The organism is Arthrobacter sp. SPT-J7 (genome assembly GCF_059089965.1).
This window is the reverse complement of record NZ_JBNHFF010000023.1, coordinates 14050-27544: the sequence shown is the minus strand read 5'-3', so window position 1 is coordinate 27544 and position 13495 is coordinate 14050. Positions and strand designations below refer to the sequence as shown.

The window sequence follows — 13495 nt, the reverse complement described above, 5'->3', positions numbered from 1 at the left end:
GCCTGACGCCCTTGACCAGGCCAGTGCCGGAACGGACCTGGCCGCCAACCGCAGGTCCTGGTGGTGGGGGGTGTTCAACGTCGTGCAATGGCTGGCCCTGCTCACGGTGTTGGGAGGCCTCGGCTGGCTCGGCGTCCTGGCTGCCCTCGGCTATTTCCAGATGCCGGTTCCCGCGGTGCCAAGGGTCGAAGGCTGGCCCGTGCCTACGCTGATGATTGCAGCGGGAGTGGTTTTGGGGATCTTCCTGGCCATTACCGGCCGCTTTATTGCCGCTGCCGCGGCGAACGCCAGGGCTGCCAGGGCACGGAAGCGGCTCAACGCTGCGGTGGCCTCCGTGGCCCAGGATCTGGTGGTCGAGCCTGTGGAGGTGGAAGTCAGCAGGCTTGCCGCCTTTAATGCCGCCCTGAAGACGGCCGGGGCAGGTTTGAACTGAAAACCCGCCCCGGCGCATAGAGGACAGCAGCAGGCCGGCGATGCCCGGCAGCAGCTAACTGCCGGTACCCGCCAGTTCGGCAGCGGCGTCCCGGACCTTAATCAGGGTCCGCAGGTTGCGTGTGGTGGTGGAGGCCTTGAACCTGGCTTTGGCCGAGATTTTGCTGAAGGGGCTGTCCAGCGTTCCGCCGGCCGGTGCCAGCCAGGCCAGCGCCTCCGGCCCCAACCTCGTCTGCTCCACCCCCTCAAGTGCAGCCCCCGCGGCGTCGAGTTCGTCAAGCATTGCTGGGTCGGAGGAAAGCGTGATGTAAGTGTGGGTCCTTTTGTCATCGTCGGGGTAGGGGCAGGCTGCCACCAGCTCGGACACCCTGGCTGACTCGAGCACAACCACCCAGGCGTCATAGCCAAACGCATCGCGGAGGCATTTTTCGCACTCCCGCTTCACCGCTGAGGCATCCAGGCTGCTGGCCAGCACCACGTTTCCGCTGGCAAGCACGGTCCGGGCATCGGAAAAGCCCGCGGCTTCCAGCGCTTCCCGGAGGTCTGCCATTTTGATATTGATGCCGGCCACGTTGATGCCCCGGAGAAACACTGCATAGCTGCCCATGGCGAGAATCCTAGCGCCAGGAGCCGGCGCGGGCTGTCGGCGTCTGTCGCTACGTCAGTCGTTGTTCTTGCGCAGGGCCTCGGTGAGGACACGGCCGGCGTTGCACACCACTTCTGCATGCAGCCGGCCGGGCTGGCGGGTCAGGCGCTCGATCGGGCCGGAAATTGAAACGGCCGCTATGACCCGGCCGGAAGGTCCCCGCACCGGTGCGGAAACTGAGGCGACCCCCGGCTCACGTTCGCCGAGGCTCTGGCCCCAGCCCCGCCGTCGTACGCCTGCCAGGACGGTCGGCGTGAAGCGGGCCGACTGCAACCCTTCCAGCAGGCGGTCGTGGTCCTCCCAGGCGAGCAGCACTTGGGCCGCCGATCCTGCCTTCATGGACAGCTGCGTGCCTACCGGTATGGTGTCGCGCAAGCCGATGGGACGCTCGGCGGAGGCCACGCACACACGCCAGTCGCCCTGGCGGCGGAAAATCTGGGCACTTTCGCCCGTAGCGTCGCGCAGTTGCATCAGCACAGGGCCGGCAGAAGCGATCAAACGGTCCTCGCCTGCAGCCGAGGCCAGCTCAACCAGCCGGCTTCCCAGCACAAAACGGCCCTGGATGTCGCGGCTCACCAGCCGGTGGTGCACCAGTGCAAGGGCAAGGCGATGGACAGTGGGCCGGGCCAGGCCGGTGGCGGCCACCAGCTGCGCCAAAGTGGTGGGGCCGGCCTCAAGTGCATCAAGCACATGGGCCGCTTTATCAATGACACCGACTCCACTAGAATTGTCCATGTAATGATATTGCCGTCTCAATATCTGAGATGCAAATCTTTCGGCTGGCGCAGTGCGAAGGCGTACTGGTTCAGTGGAACTCATCAGCCAAACAGCAGTGAAGGGAGATGGCCATGGCAAAGACATTGGCCGAGAAAGTCTGGGACGCGCACGTGGTGCGCAAAGGCGACGGCGATGGAGCCAACGCCCAGCCCGACCTTCTCTTCATCGACCTCCACCTTGTCCACGAGGTCACGTCGCCGCAGGCCTTTGAGGGGCTGCGCCTGGCCGGCAGGAAACTGCGCCGGCCGGACCTGACCATCGCGACGGAGGACCACAACACTCCCACGCTGGACATTGACAAGCCTATCGCCGACCTGACCAGCCGGACACAGATCCAAACCCTGCGCAACAACTGCGCCGAGTTCGGTGTCCGCCTGCATTCCCTCGGCGACGCCGAACAGGGCATCGTGCACGTAGTGGGACCGCAGTTGGGGCTGACCCAGCCCGGCATGACGGTGGTCTGTGGTGACTCGCACACCTCCACGCATGGTGCGTTCGGCGCGCTGGCCATGGGCATCGGAACATCCGAGGTGGAGCACGTGATGGCCACCCAAACGCTGTCCCTGAAGCCGTTCAAAACGATGGCCATCAACGTCGAAGGCACACTGCGTCCCGGTGTCACGGCCAAGGACATCATCCTCGCCGTCATTGCCAAGATTGGCACCGGCGGCGGTCAGGGTTACGTCCTGGAATACCGCGGCTCCGCAATCCGTGCGCTGTCCATGGACGCCCGCATGACCATCTGCAACATGTCCATTGAAGCCGGCGCGCGTGCCGGTTTGGTGGCGCCGGACGAGACCACCTACGCCTTCATGAAGGGCCGTCCGCACGCCCCCCAAGGCGCTGACTGGGACGCTGCCGTCGAGTACTGGAACACCCTGCGTACCGATGACGACGCGACCTTCGACGCCCAGGTTGACCTGGATGCCGACACGCTGGAGCCATTCGTCACCTGGGGCACCAACCCCGGCCAGGGCGTCTCGCTGTCCGAGTCTGTACCGTCCCCTGAGGACTTCGGTGACGAAAACGCCAAGGCCGCAGCCGAACGCGCCCTGCAGTACATGGGACTGGAAGCCGGCACGCCCATGAAGGACATCCGGGTGGACACCGTATTCCTCGGCTCCTGCACCAACTCCCGCATGGAGGACCTGCGGGCAGCTGCGGACATTATCCGCGGGCGCCAGAAGGATCCGAACATCCGGATGCTGGTGGTGCCCGGTTCGGCGCGGGTCCGCCTGGAAGCCGAGGCCGAGGGCCTGGACAAGGTCTTCAAGGACTTCGGCGCGGAATGGCGCTTCGCCGGCTGCTCCATGTGCTTGGGCATGAACCCGGACCAGTTGGAAGTGGGGGAGCGCTGCGCCTCCACGTCCAACCGCAACTTCGAAGGGCGCCAGGGCAAGGGCGGCCGCACCCACCTGGTCTCCCCGGTGGTTGCCGCAGCCACTGCCATCCGCGGCACGCTCAGCTCGCCGTCCGACCTGGATCCCGATCCGGTGGTTGAGCCTGTCCAGACCCCCATCCGCACCGACGCCGCCTAGGACACGCCATGGAAAAGTTCACCACCCACACCGGAATCGGCGTCCCGCTGCGCCAGAGCAACGTGGACACGGACCAGATCATCCCCGCTGTCTACCTCAAGCGCATCACCCGCACAGGCTTTGAGGACGCCCTGTTCTCGGCATGGCGCAAGGACCCTTCCTTCATCCTGAACCAGGCGCCGTTCAGCGCCGGATCCGTGCTGGTGGCTGGACCGGATTTCGGCACCGGTTCCTCCCGCGAGCATGCGGTGTGGGCACTGAAGGACTACGGGTTCAAGACCGTGCTCTCCTCCAGGTTCGCCGACATTTTCCGGGGCAACTCCGGCAAGCAGGGACTGCTTGCAGCCGAAGTCGCCCAGGATGACATCGAGCTGATCTGGAAGGAACTGGAGAACGCTCCCGGGACAGAGGTTACCGTAGACCTTGTGTCCAAAACGGTGGTGTGCGGCACCATCGTGGCGCCCTTCGACATCGACGATTACACCCGGTGGCGCCTCCTCGAAGGCCTGGACGATATCGGGCTGACCCTCCAGCATGAGGCGGACATCACTGCCTACGAGGCCACCCGGCCCGCCTTCAAGCCCAAAACCCTGCCGGCGCGCCTTTCCTGAGCCGGCTGAAGCAGCTCTGACAAAAGCGGCGGCAGTGCGCCACGCCCTGCCGCCGTCGCCCGCGTATTTCGGTTCGGTAACGCGACCTCCTATGCTTGGTTGGAGCCTTTGCAGGGATTTGGGGGCTAGTCATCGTTAGGAAACCGGTATATGAGTAGTGTTCTGACCATCCGCGGCGGAGTCCCGCTGACAGGCCGCGTCACCGTCCGGGGAGCGAAGAATCTCGTTCCCAAGGCCATGGTGGCTGCCTTGCTGGGCAACGAACCGTCGGTGTTGCGGAACGTGCCGGAGATCAAGGACGTGGAGGTAGTCACCTCCCTCCTGCAGCTGCACGGGGTGACTGTAGTGAAGGACCCGGTCAACGGGGACCTGACGCTGGACCCGAAGGCAGCGAAGACTGCGCCGAGCACCGCCATCGACGCCCATGCCGGCGACTCCAGGATTCCCATCCTGCTGTGCGGCCCCCTGATCCACGCCATAGGCGAAGCGTTCATCCCGGACCTTGGCGGCTGCAAGATCGGCGACCGTCCCATTGACTACCATCTGGACGTGCTGCGCCAGTTCGGTGCCGTGGTGGAAAAACGTCCGGGCGGCATCCACATCTCCGCTCCCAAGGGGCTGCACGGCGCGAAGATTTCCCTTCCGTACCCCTCCGTCGGTGCCACCGAGCAAGTGCTGCTGAGCGCCACCCGCGCTGAAGGCATCACCGAACTTTCCGGCGCCGCAACGGAGCCGGAGATCATCGACCTCATCGCCGTGCTGCAAAAGATGGGCGCGATCATCAGCGTCCAGACTGACCGCACCATCCGCATCGAAGGTGTCCGCGACCTCGGCGGCTACAACCACCGGGCGCTTTCGGACCGCAACGAATCGGCGTCGTGGGCTTCCGCTGCCCTGGTGACAAAGGGTGACATCTACGTCGAGGGCGCCTCCCAGCGCGACATGATGACTTTCCTCAACACCTACCGCAAGGTGGGCGGCGGCATGGATATCGGTGAGGAAGGCATTCGCTTTTACCACCGGGGCGGGAAGCTCACCCCACTGGTATTGGAAACGGACGTACACCCCGGTTTTATGACCGACTGGCAGCAGCCTCTGGTGGTGGCACTGACCCAGGCCGAGGGCGTCTCAATCGTGCACGAGACGGTCTACGAGAACCGCTTCGGCTTCACTGATGCCCTCATCCGGATGGGCGCCAGTATCCAGGTGCACCGGGAGTGCCTGGGCAGCGTGCCGTGCAGGTTCGGCCAGCGCAACTTCCTGCACTCCGCCGTCATTTCAGGGCCAACACAACTCAAGGGAACCGACATCGACGTGCCGGACCTGCGCGGCGGTTTCAGCCACCTGATTGCGGCCCTGGCCGCCACCGGAACCTCCCGCGTCACCGGAATCGACATCATCAACCGGGGCTACGAGCGTTTCACCGAGAAGCTCGCGGGACTGGGCGCCGACTTCGACATCACCACGACGAAGTAGCGGTACCGACGTGAAGGAATCGGCCAAGAGCCGTGCGACCCTTGCGGTGGTCGCGGGCATAGTACGCCCTCTGTTCAATCTCATGATGGATAAGAAGTGGGAGGGCACCGAAAGGCTGCCTGCCGGCGGTTTCATCGCAGCACCCAACCACTGCACCGAGATCGACCCCCTGATCATCGGCCACCTCCTCTACAACCACAAGCGTGCACCCCACTTCCTGGCGAAATCCGGACTCTTCAAGGTTCCGGTTCTGGGCTGGGTCCTGCGCGCAACCAAGCAGATTCCCGTGGAGCGTTCGACGGCGGGAGCCAACCGGTCCCTCCAGCTCGCGCAAGAGATCGTTGCCGAAGGCGGGGCCATTATCATCTATCCCGAGGGCACCCTCACCAGGGATCCGGACCTGTGGCCAATGAAGGGCCACACCGGTGCTGCGCGGCTTGCACTCGAGGGCGGCATACCGGTGGTCCCGATCGCCCATTGGGGAGCGCACGAGGTTTTCCCCCGCTACGGCAAGCGGTTCCACGTGTTCCCGCGCAAGAGGTCGAGGGTGGTCGTGGGCGAGCCCGTCGATTTGAGTCCCTTCACCGGCCGTCCCTTGGACAAGGCCACGCTGACCGGGGCCACCGAGGCCATTATGGATGCCATCACCCAACTCCTCGCAGAGATCCGCGGCGAGCAGCCTCCGGCGGAGCGCTGGGATCCGGCCAAGCGGCCGCAGGCGAAACACGGCCGCTTCGTGGAGCGCGGGCAGCAGACCGGGGAACGGATGCCCGGTGACCTCTGAGGGCAACCACCTCGGTTCCGCCCGTTCCGTAGCGGTGCTGGGCGCCGGTTCATGGGGGACGACGTTCGCCAAGGTCCTGGCCGATGCTGCCACGGCTGCAGGCGAGCCGCGCGCCATCCGCGTCTGGGGCCGGCGGAGCGAAGTGGTGGAGGAAATCAACACGTACCACCGCAACTCGCAGTACCTCAAGGACATTGCCCTTCCAGGCAGCATCACGGCCTCCACGGATGTGCGCGAGGTATTCGAGGGCGCCGATTTGGTGGTCCTGGCCGTGCCGGCACAGTCCCTGCGTCCGCAGTTGCGCGGCTGGAAGGACTTGATCGCCCCCGGGGCCACGGTGGTTTCCCTGATGAAGGGCCTTGAACTGGGCACCGACTCCCGGATGAGCGAGGTCATCAGCGAGGAACTCGGCCTGCCCACCGAGCGCATTGCCATCGTCTCAGGGCCAAACCTCGCCATGGAGATAGCCCGCGAAGAGCCTACGGCCTCCGTGGTTGCCTGTACCGATCCGGCTGCAGCAGGCTGGATCGCACGAAGCTGCACCGCACCCTATTTCCGGCCTTACACCACCTCGGACATCGTCGGGGTGGAAATCGGGGGCATCGTCAAGAATGTAATTGCACTGGCGGTCGGCATCTGCGAGGGCAGGCAAATGGGGGACAACACCAAAGCTTCCGTGATCACCCGCGGCCTCGCCGAGACGTCCCGCCTTGCCCTCGCACTGGGTGGGGATGCGAAAACCATGGCGGGGCTGGCCGGCCTCGGCGATCTGGTGGCAACCTGCTCCTCGCCCCTGTCCAGGAACCATACTGCAGGCCGGCTGCTGGGCCAGGGCCTCACGCTGGAGGAAGTGGGCCAAAAAATGACCCAGACCGCCGAAGGCATCAAGTCTGGCCAGGCCGTCCACGAACTGGCAGCAAAGCTGGGCGTGGACATGCCCATCACGGCCGCTGTCGTCGCCGTGCTGGCAGGCAAGCTGTCCGTTGACCAACTGGGGCCTGTCCTGCTGGCCCGGGAACTGAAACCTGAAGGCGATTACTGACCATGTCCGAAGAAAAACTGACCGCATCAGAGCCGGCCGGCGGGGCAAAGCCCCGGGTCGCAGTACTTTTCGGCGGCCGTTCCAGCGAGCATGCCGTCAGCTGCGTCACCGCCGCCGGCGTTCTCGGTGCTATCAACAAGGATAAGTACGAGGTCATCCCCATCGGGATCGCCAAGTCGGGGCAGTGGGTGCTGGCCGGCGGCGATACCGCGCAGTGGTCCTTGGCAGCGTCCGCGCTGCCGGAGGTGGTTCCGTCGCCGCGAACCGTGACGCTGGCCCAGATCGGCGGCGAACACCAGCTGATTGTGGCCGCACCGAACGAGGTGCCCCAGGAACTCGGTGCCGTGGACGTGGTATTCCCGCTGCTTCACGGACCCTTCGGTGAGGACGGCACCATCCAGGGGCTGTTGGAACTCTCCGACACCCGGTACGTCGGGGCGGGCGTGCTGGCCTCGGCAGTGGGCATGGACAAGCACTTCATGAAAGTGGTTTTTGAAGCGGCCGGCCTGCAGGTTGGTCCCTACATTGCCGTGACTGACAGGCAGTGGCGCAAGGATGCGGAATCCGTGCGGAAACAGGTGGACCTGCTTGGCTTCCCCGTTTTCGTTAAGCCTGCGCGGGCTGGTTCATCCATGGGAATCTCCAAGGTTGATTCGCTCGAGGAGCTGGACGCCGCCATCGAGGAGGCGCGCCGGCACGACCTCAAACTGGTGATTGAGGCCGGCATCACCGGCCGGGAAATCGAGTGTGCAGTACTGGAAGGCAGGGGCACCGACGCCCCCCGCACCTCCATGCCGGGCGAGATCTCTGTGGCCGGCGGTACCCACGAGTTCTACGACTTCAACGCGAAGTATGTCGAGGACGATGCCGCATCATTGAGCTGCCCGGCAGACCTGCCGGAGGAAGCGATTGCCAGGGTGCGGGAGCTCTCCGCCGCCGCCTTTGACGCTGTGGGCGCAGAGGGCCTGAGCCGGGTGGATTTCTTCTACACGCCGGACGGCCAGCTGATCATCAACGAGATCAACACCATGCCCGGGTTCACCCCCAAAAGCATGTACCCGCAGATGTGGGCCGCATCAGGACTGGACTATGCCGAGCTGATTGATGAACTCATCTACCTGGCGTTGAACCGGAAGACGGGCCTCCGCTAGGAGTCGCTCGTTTCGTGGTTGAGCCTCCCCACCGGCCCCTGACCTCGCTTCGCGTCGGCCAGGAAACCCTGCTGGGCGTGGGCCCAAAAACTACTGGGTTTTCGGCAGGTTCTGCAGCTCTTCCTGGCCCACACAATTCCTGAGGGGCGGGATCTCACCCGCGGCAACGGCAAGATCGGCGAGGACAGTGGCAGAGCTGATCTTATCCGGATCCATCAGGATTTCGGTGGCCGGCTCCCGGCCGTAGGTGGTCAAGGTCCAGACGGGGTCGCCTTCTTTAATCACCCAGTCGATCCCGTTGACGGTTACGCAGCGGTCGGTGGTGGGTCCGGGGACGTTCACGCCGCAGCGAAGGATCACCAGCGAGGGATCACCCCAGACGGCAGTGGCCTGGCTGTTCGTCTTGCGAAGCGCCGAGTCGCCGATCGCTTCCGGCAAGGCCACCATCATGGGAGCACACGCGGGGTTTGCAGCGTCCCGGGCCGCTGGGACGTCCACTGCGGGGGAGCACGCGGCCAAGGCCAGGGAAGCAACTATCCCGGTCAGCGCCATCCTGGCAACGCGGGCGGGCAGGGAAAGCTGTGGACGGTGCATACTTCAAGACTATCCTTGCAGCCCCGCTGTTCCGGACGCGGTGCCGGCGGCACGGGGGGCCGCCAATGTCCGGGGCCCGCTGTAGCGTAGTGGCGTGCCTGAAAAGCGTTTGACCGTCCAAGAGCAGCCGCCCGCTGTCGCCGCCCTCTCCGAAGCTGAGCTGCTGGCGCGGATATTTCCACGCCTTTTCATGGGTGGGGAGCACGTCGTCGCTACCCTGCTCGGTCCGGGTGACGACGCCGCCGTTGTAGCGGCGCCGGACGGGAAGACCGTCATCAGCATTGACACCCAGGTCCAGGACCAGGATTTCCGGTTGGAATGGCCCAACGGCTACCGCACCACTGGTTTCGATGTCGGCTGGAAAGCCGCGGCGCAGAACCTCAGCGACATCAATGCGATGGGAGGCACGGCAACATCCCTGGTGGTGAGCCTCACCCTTCCCGCGGAGACACCCGTCACGTGGGTGGAGGACCTGGCGGACGGCTTGACGGCGGGAATCACGGACCTGGGTGCCGGCAGGTGTTCCGTGGCCGGAGGGGATTTGGGCCGCGGCCGGGAAATCTCCGTGACAGTGGCCGTGCTGGGGACCCTCGACGGCCACCACGCCGTCCTCCGGTCGGGCGCCCATCCGGGGGATGTCCTGACCCTTGCCGGAACGGTTGGGCATGCTGCCGCCGGCCTGGACATTCTCGAATCCGCCCTAAGCGTCGATGCCCTCCGCCCGGAACAGCGCTTCTTCCTGGACCTCCAGTGCAGGCCCAGGCCTCCTCTGGCTGCCGGGCCTGCCGCCCGGGCGGCCGGTGCCACTGCCATGCTGGATATTTCCGATGGCCTGCTCCGGGACGGGTTGCGGCTGGCGGCTGCCAGCGGTGTCGGCATTGATCTGGATCCGGTGCCGCTGCGCGCATTCGCGGAGGTGCTGCGGCCAGCCTCAGAGCTGCTGGGAACGGATCCGATGGAGTGGGCATTGGGCGGCGGGGAGGACCATGGACTGCTCGCCACATTCCCATCGGATGTTCAGCTGCCTCCCGGATTCACTGCGATAGGCTCAATACAAGCATTGGGAAGCAACGAAAGCCCGAGCGTCAAGATAGCGGGCCGGTCCGCGGACACCGGGGGATGGGATCACTTTGCACACTAAGGTTGCCGCCAACGCGCAAGCGATGAAGAGGTGGTTGGGCAAGGCTGAGACCGTCCTTGGAAACCACAGCGACCGCCTCAACGCCATCAATATCTTCCCGGTGGCGGACGGCGACACAGGCACCAACCTGTACCTCACCGTCCGGGCAGCCGCCCAGTCTGCTGCTGCAGCCGGGGACCAGCCTGCACAGCTGGACGTTGGCGCTGTGCTGGCCAAGGCAGGCCAGGCGGCGATGGAGGAGGCAAGGGGGAATTCCGGGACCCTGTTCTCAGTATTCCTTTGCGCGGCGGCTGAGCCACTGGCAGGCCACACGCGTCTGACGTCCACACTGCTGGCAGCGGCCCTGAACCGCGCCCAGATCCGCGCGTGGTCTGCCCTGAGCGATCCTGTCCCTGGAACGATGCTTTCAGTGATGGAGGCTGCTGCCCGGGCCGCAGCCGCCGTGGATGCCGGACAGAACAACGATGACAGCAACCATGCCCTTGGCCTGGCCCTGGATGCCGCCGTCGAAGCCGCCCTGGCCGCCGTTATCCGCACTGAGGACCAGCTGGACGCCCTGACCTCCGCGCGCGTGGTGGATGCCGGTGGAGTGGGCATGCTCCTGATCCTGGACTGCCTCCGGTCCGCTGTCCTGGGGGTGGAACTTCAAAGTGAGCTCCTCGACGGGCTGCACGGCTATGACGTATCCGATCCCCACATTCACACTGCCATGCCTGATGACGACGGCGTCGAAGTCATGTGCACCATCAACCTCTCACCCCTGAATGCCGCCACCCTCCGGCAGCAGCTCGATGAGATCGGCGAGTCGGTCATCATGAGCCAGGTGGGCAGCGACCCCGACACTGACGGGAACTACCGTTGGCGCGTCCACGTCCACGTTCCGGCCCCCGAAGCGGCTGTTGCCATCATCCGTTCCCTCGGGGAGCCCGCCCAGATCAGTATCAGCGAACTCGCCCTGCCGCGGGAACCGCACCCGGACGCAGTGAACTCCAGCGGGCATGAACGCTGAAACGGACCTTGCGCTGGAACGCAGGATAGGAAAACGTTCCGCGGCGGTTATTGAAAAGCACCTGGGTATCACCACGGTGGAAGGCCTCCTGCATTACTTTCCGCGCCGCTACATGTCCCGGGGTGAGCTGACGCCCATCAGCGAGCTTCCCCTCGACGAGGAAGTCACCCTTATTGCCCGGGTGCTGTCCAGCAGCACACGGAACATGCAGGCACGGCGCGGTACCATCACCGACGTCATAGTTTCCGACGACGACGGGCAGCAGGGGCTCCGGCTGGTAGGCGGCCGGGACTACCGCGGCAAAGTTCCCGGCACGCTCAAGATCAGCTTCTTCAACGGCTACAAAGCGAAAGCCGAACTCCTGCAGGGACGCCGGGCCCTGTTCTCGGGAAAGGTCACCAGCTTCAAAGGATCGCTTGGCCTTACCAACCCGGACTTCCAGCTCCTGGATGAAGACCCGTTCAGCGAGGGCGGCCAGGACCCGGAAAAACTCGCTGCCATGCCCATCCCCGTGTACCCGGCAACGGCAAAACTGCCCAGCTGGAAAATCCAAAAGACCATCGGGACCCTGTTGGAAACCCTGGACCTGGGCGCCTTGCCTGATCCCGTCCCGGCGGCCATCGCTGCCCGGGAGAAATTCCTGCCGCTGGCCCAGGCCTACAGGCTCATCCACGCTCCCGTGTCCGCTGACGACTGGCGCCGGGCGAGGGACCGGTTCAGGTACCACGAGGCCCTGGTGCTGCAATCCGCGCTGGCCAGGCGCCGGGCACAGTTGGCCTCGGAGGAGGCAACGGCACGCCGGCCCGTCGCGGAAGGTCTTCTTGCCGCGTTCGACGCTAACCTCCCGTTCACCCTCACGGCGGGGCAGGCCGCCGTCGGGAAGACCTTCGCAGCGGAACTGGCACGTGACACTCCCATGAACCGCCTGCTGCAGGGCGAAGTAGGGTCCGGCAAGACCATCGTGGCCCTGCGTGCCATGCTGCAGGTGGTGGACGCCGGGGGACAGGCGGCTCTGCTGGCGCCCACCGAAGTCCTCGCGGCGCAGCACTTCGAGTCGATCCGCCGCTCACTGGGTCCGCTCTCCCGGGATGGCCTGCTGGGAGGGCTCGACGACGCGTCCGTCCAGGTCACGCTGCTGACCGGTTCCATGCCTGCCGCCACACGAAAGCAGGCCCTGCTCGACGCCGCATCGGGGACGGCCGGGATCATCATCGGCACCCATGCCCTCCTCAGCGGCAACGTCACCTTTTTCGATCTTGGCCTGATCGTGGTGGACGAGCAGCACCGCTTCGGCGTGGAGCAACGCGATGCACTCCGGGCCAAGGCCAGGAAGCCGCCCCACCTGCTGGTGATGACCGCGACCCCCATCCCGCGGACCGTTGCCATGACCGTGTTCGGGGACCTTGAGACGTCGGTTCTCGATGAGCTCCCCGAGGGCCGGGCGCCCATCAGCACGCATTTGGTGGGGCTCGCGGAGAACCCTGCCTGGGCCGGCCGCATCTGGGCCCGTTCCCGTGAGGAAATTGACGCCGGGCACCAGGTGTACGTCGTCTGCCCGAAGATCGGTACCGACGACGACGGCGATTTCAGCCCCGGGGAGGCCGACCTGGCCGAGGGCTCCGATGGGGACGGCGGACGGGAACTGGCATCGGTAAACACCGTTGTCGAACAGCTTCTGGACGAACCTGCCCTTTCCGGGGTTCCGTTGGCACCCCTGCACGGGCGCCAGCCGCCCGAAGTGAAAACCGCCGCCATGGCGGGCTTTACGGCAAACACCGTCAAGCTCCTGGTCTCCACCACCGTGATTGAGGTGGGAGTGGACGTCCCCAACGCCACCCTTATGGTCATTCTCGACGCCGACAGGTTCGGCATCTCCCAGCTGCACCAGCTGCGCGGCCGGGTGGGCCGTGGCGGCCTGCCGGGAACCTGCCTGCTGGTCACCGCCCTGGAGCCGGAACACCCCAGCCGGCGGAGGCTGGACGCAGTGGCCGCCACCACGGATGGTTTCGAACTTTCCCAGGAGGACCTGAAGCTGCGCCGCGAGGGCGACATCCTGGGCGCCTCCCAGTCCGGCGGGCGCTCCACCCTGAGACTTCTGCGTGTGCTCGAGCATGAAGCAGTCATCAGCCGCGCCAGGGACGATGCCCAGCAGATTGTGGCGCAGGACCCGTCGCTGGGTGCACACCCGGATCTGTCAGAGGCAATCGACAAGTACCTGAACCCCGAAAAGGAGGCGTTCCTTGAACGCGGTTAGCACTGTTGCATCCAGAGTCCACGGCGTCCGAAGCGGGGGT

The 13495-nt window shown here is 65.3% G+C and carries 12 protein-coding genes and 1 pseudogene; 10 read left to right on the top strand and 3 right to left on the bottom strand.

Translation table 11 applies throughout. The features are described from left to right. Window positions 1-433 (top strand): annotated as a pseudogene (locus AC5RWX_RS19095) (ABC transporter); the annotation flags it as partial. A gap of 54 nt (window positions 434-487) precedes the next feature. Here the strand turns inward: AC5RWX_RS19095 and AC5RWX_RS19090 are convergent. Next, the gene (locus AC5RWX_RS19090) at window positions 488-1039 is read right to left on the bottom strand and encodes a DUF1697 domain-containing protein (RefSeq protein ID WP_494097899.1); all 552 of its coding nucleotides are present in this window, start codon (window positions 1037-1039) and stop codon (window positions 488-490) included. Between the two features lie 54 nt (window positions 1040-1093). Further along, window positions 1094-1813, bottom strand: a complete 720-nt coding sequence (locus tag AC5RWX_RS19085) for an IclR family transcriptional regulator (RefSeq protein ID WP_104042168.1) — start codon at window positions 1811-1813, stop codon at window positions 1094-1096. Window positions 1814-1926: 113 nt separating this feature from the next. Between AC5RWX_RS19085 and leuC the strand changes: the two genes are divergently transcribed. The 6 genes from leuC (at window position 1927) to AC5RWX_RS19055 (ending at window position 8457) form a co-directional block, all read left to right on the top strand. Next, on the top strand, window positions 1927-3393 hold the full coding sequence (gene leuC / locus AC5RWX_RS19080) for a 3-isopropylmalate dehydratase large subunit (RefSeq protein WP_494097898.1): 1467 nt from the start codon (window positions 1927-1929) through the stop codon (window positions 3391-3393). A gap of 8 nt (window positions 3394-3401) precedes the next feature. Beyond that, window positions 3402-4004 carry a 3-isopropylmalate dehydratase small subunit gene (leuD, locus tag AC5RWX_RS19075; RefSeq protein ID WP_494097897.1) on the top strand — a complete coding sequence of 201 codons (603 nt, stop codon included), beginning with the start codon at window positions 3402-3404 and terminating at the stop codon, window positions 4002-4004. Window positions 4005-4154: 150 nt separating this feature from the next. Further along, the gene (gene murA, locus AC5RWX_RS19070) at window positions 4155-5480 is read left to right on the top strand and encodes a UDP-N-acetylglucosamine 1-carboxyvinyltransferase (protein ID WP_458781755.1); all 1326 of its coding nucleotides are present in this window, start codon (window positions 4155-4157) and stop codon (window positions 5478-5480) included. A gap of 10 nt (window positions 5481-5490) precedes the next feature. After that, the gene (locus AC5RWX_RS19065) at window positions 5491-6264 is read left to right on the top strand and encodes a lysophospholipid acyltransferase family protein (RefSeq protein WP_494097896.1); all 774 of its coding nucleotides are present in this window, start codon (window positions 5491-5493) and stop codon (window positions 6262-6264) included. Further along, window positions 6254-7306, top strand: coding sequence for an NAD(P)H-dependent glycerol-3-phosphate dehydrogenase (locus AC5RWX_RS19060; RefSeq protein ID WP_494097895.1), 1053 nt, complete (start codon window positions 6254-6256; stop codon window positions 7304-7306). The genes AC5RWX_RS19065 and AC5RWX_RS19060 overlap by 11 nt, the downstream gene beginning before the upstream one ends. A 2-nt stretch (window positions 7307-7308) precedes the next feature. Next, the gene (locus AC5RWX_RS19055) at window positions 7309-8457 is read left to right on the top strand and encodes a D-alanine--D-alanine ligase family protein (protein WP_494097894.1); all 1149 of its coding nucleotides are present in this window, start codon (window positions 7309-7311) and stop codon (window positions 8455-8457) included. A 90-nt stretch (window positions 8458-8547) separates the two neighbouring features. Here the strand turns inward: AC5RWX_RS19055 and AC5RWX_RS19050 are convergent, their stop codons facing one another. Continuing rightward, window positions 8548-9051: a DUF3515 family protein gene (locus AC5RWX_RS19050; RefSeq protein ID WP_494097893.1), complete on the bottom strand. Its 504-nt coding sequence runs from the start codon at window positions 9049-9051 to the stop codon at window positions 8548-8550. Window positions 9052-9145: 94 nt separating this feature from the next. Between AC5RWX_RS19050 and thiL the strand changes: the two genes are divergently transcribed. From thiL to AC5RWX_RS19035, 3 genes are read left to right on the top strand one after another with little or no spacing between them, the layout of a single operon-like run. Beyond that, complete coding sequence (gene thiL / locus AC5RWX_RS19045) at window positions 9146-10192, top strand: thiamine-phosphate kinase (RefSeq protein ID WP_494097892.1); 1047 nt, start codon at window positions 9146-9148, stop codon at window positions 10190-10192. A gap of 22 nt (window positions 10193-10214) precedes the next feature. Beyond that, window positions 10215-11201, top strand: coding sequence for a DAK2 domain-containing protein (locus AC5RWX_RS19040; protein ID WP_494097891.1), 987 nt, complete (start codon window positions 10215-10217; stop codon window positions 11199-11201). Further along, entirely contained in the window at window positions 11191-13455 is a 2265-nt protein-coding gene (locus AC5RWX_RS19035; protein WP_494097890.1) for an ATP-dependent DNA helicase RecG, read from the top strand. Before AC5RWX_RS19040 ends, AC5RWX_RS19035 begins: the two co-directional genes overlap by 11 nt. Window positions 13456-13495 lie beyond the last annotated feature (40 nt).